Source organism: Sporichthya sp. (genome assembly GCF_013815995.1).
Classification (GTDB): domain Bacteria; phylum Actinomycetota; class Actinomycetes; order Sporichthyales; family Sporichthyaceae; genus Sporichthya.
On record NZ_JACDFE010000362.1, the window covers coordinates 1 to 2,725 of the forward strand.

At 72.7% G+C, this 2,725-nt stretch carries 2 protein-coding genes and 1 pseudogene; all 3 read right to left on the bottom strand.

The window, feature by feature from the left end; all coding sequences use genetic code 11:
* Positions 1 to 288, bottom strand: a pseudogene (locus H0X00_RS23255) (hypothetical protein); the annotation flags it as partial.
* Between the two features lie 73 nt (positions 289 to 361).
* A complete protein-coding gene (locus H0X00_RS23260; protein WP_293775197.1) occupies positions 362 to 2,140 on the bottom strand; it encodes an N-acetylglutaminylglutamine amidotransferase in 1,779 nt (592 codons plus the stop codon).
* Positions 2,121 to 2,725, bottom strand: a 605-nt coding sequence (locus tag H0X00_RS23265) for a circularly permuted type 2 ATP-grasp protein (RefSeq protein ID WP_293775198.1), incomplete at its 5' end; no start/stop codon positions are given. The genes H0X00_RS23265 and H0X00_RS23260, both read right to left, overlap by 20 nt.

Sequence of the window (2,725 nt, forward strand, 5' to 3'; positions counted from 1 at the left end):
CCGCAGCCCGCCGCCGTCGGGCTGGACGACCCAGAGCTGGTGGCACGACGAGGCGTCCGACTCGGTGACGACGCCCAGCCACGTCGCGGTCGGGTCCGCCGCGACGCCGACCACGCGGTGCAGCGGTGCAGGCAGGAGTTGCCAGGGCGCCTCGCCCTCGGTCGGCAGCCACACCTGCGGCTCGCCGCCCCGGTCGGAGATGCACGCGACGCAGTGACCGTCCGGGCCGAAGGTCGGAGCCCACGTCGCGTAGGCATCGCCGGGGACCGCGTTGACATGAGCGGTCACGACTTAACCTCGCTGCGCTCGGTCTCGCCGTTCCCGACGGTGCTGTGCCCACTGGTTCGCTCGCTGCGCTCGTTCACGCCAGGACGTCCTGTAGCCACAACTCCAGCAGACCCAGCTGCCAAGTGACGTTGGAGCCCAACGTGGTGCGCTCCGTGTTCGGGTCGGCGAGCAGGCGGGCGACCGCGTCGGGCCGGAACAGCCCGCGGTCGCGGGCCTCCGCGCAGGTGAGCGCGTCGTGGACCCGCTCCAGCAGCGGACCGGAGAGGTGACGCACCCCGGGCACCGGGAAATAGCCCTTGGGTCGGTCGATCACCTCGTTGGGCACGATGCCGCGGGCGGCGCGCTTGAGCAGGCCCTTGCCGCCCTCGGCCAGCTTCAGGTCCGGCGGGCACTGCGCCGCGAGCTCGACCAAGTCTTGGTCCAGGAACGGCACCCGGGCCTCCAGCCCGAACGCCATCGTCATGTTGTCCACGCGTTTGACCGGGTCGTCGACGAGCATGATCCGCGCGTCGAGGCGCAGTGCCGCGTCGAGGGTTTGCGTGGCACCGGGCGCGGCGAAGTGCTCGCGCACGAACGCGAGGCTGACGTCGGCCTCCTGCTGCCACGCCGGCGCGAGCAAGTCGGCCATCCCCGCGTGGCTGCGGTCGAAGAACACCTTCGCGTAGGCCTCGACGGCCTGCTCGCGCGGCACGTCGGCCAGCGGCGGGTACCAGTCGTAGCCCGCGAAGATCTCATCGGCGCCCTGCCCGGACTGGACCACCTTCACGTGCTGGGACACCTGCTCGGAGAGCAGGTGGAACGCGACGCAGTCGTGGCTGACCATCGGTTCGCTCATCGCCGCGACCGCGCGCTCCACCGCCGGCAGCAGGTCCGGGGTCGCGATCCGGATCTGGTGGTGGTCGGTGGCGAACTTGCGCGCCACCAGGTCGGAGTACCCGAACTCGTCGCCGCTTTCCCCGGCGCTGCCCTCGAAGCCGATGCTGAAGGTCTTCAGGTCGGTCTGCCCGGACTCGGCGAGCAAGGCGACGATCAGGCTGGAGTCCAGGCCGCCGGAGAGGAGCACCCCGACCGGCACGTCGCCGACCATCCGTCGACGGACCGCGGCCCGCAGCGTGTCCAACGCCGCGTCCTGCCACTGTTCGGGCGTGCTCGGGCCGTCGGCCGGGCGCGCTGCCGGCGGGTCCCAGTACCGGTGGTCGGTGCTGCTGCCGTCCGCCTCGACGACCCGCACCGTCGCGGGCGGCAGCTTGCGCACGCCGGCGAGGATCGTCCGCGGCGCCGGCACCACCGAGTGCCAGGACATGTAGTGGTGCAGCGCGACCCGGTCGATCGAGCGGTCCACGTCGCCACCGGCCAGCAGCGCCGGCAGCGTGGAGGCGAACCTCAGCCGCTGCCCGTCCTGCGCGAGGTACAACGGCTTGATGCCGAGCCGGTCCCGGCCGAGGACCAGGCGGCCGGAGTCCAGCTCGTAGAGGGCGAAGGCGAACATGCCGTAGAAGCGGTCCACGCAGCCGATGCCCCACTCCGAGTAGGCCTTTGCGATCACCTCGGTGTCCGAGCGGGAGACGAATCGGTGCCCGCACCGCGCCAGCTCCGCCCGCAGGTCGTCGTGGTTGTAGATGCAGCCGTTGAACACGATCACGGTGCGGTGCTGCTCGTCGGTCATCGGCTGCGCGCCCGCCTCAGACAGGTCGACGATCTTCAGCCGACGGTGCGCCACCGCCAGCCGGTGGTCTGCCCAGGACCCGGCGGCGTCCGGCCCGCGCGGGGCGAGCCGGTCCGCCATGCGCGCGACCGCCTCTTGGTCGGGGCGTGCCCCGTCGAAGCGGAGCTCACCGGCCAGTCCGCACACGGCGTCCTCCTTGTCCGTCCTGCGCCGACTCGGGCGCCGGCTGGCCGGCCCCGAGCAACCAGGTGTCCTTGGCGCCACCCCCGCGCGAGGAGTTCACGACCACGCTGCCCTCGGGGGCGACCCGGGTCAGAGCCGCGGGTGCCACAACCCCGCCGTCAGGGGAGAGCAGCACGAACGCCCGCAGGTCCACGTGCCGGGGTGCCAGCCGGTCGGCCTCGACGACCGGGTGGGTGGACAGCGCGACGAACTCCTGCGCGACCCAGCGTTGCGGCGCGACGAGCACCTGGCGGCGGACCGCGTCGATCTCCGCGGGGGTGGCCTGCGGGCCGATGAACACGCCGTGCCCACCGAAGCCGTCGACCGGTTTGAGCACCAGGTCGGCCAGCCGGTCCATGACCTGCTCGCGCTGGGCGGGGACGCCGCACAGGTAGGTCGGCACGCCCGGGACGAGCGGTTCCTCGTCGAGGTAGTAACGCACCAGATCCGGCACGAACGCGTAGACCGCCTTGTCGTCGGCCACCCCGTTGCCCGGGGCGTTGGCCAGCGCCACCCGCCCGGCGTGCGCGGCCGCGAGCACGCCCGGCC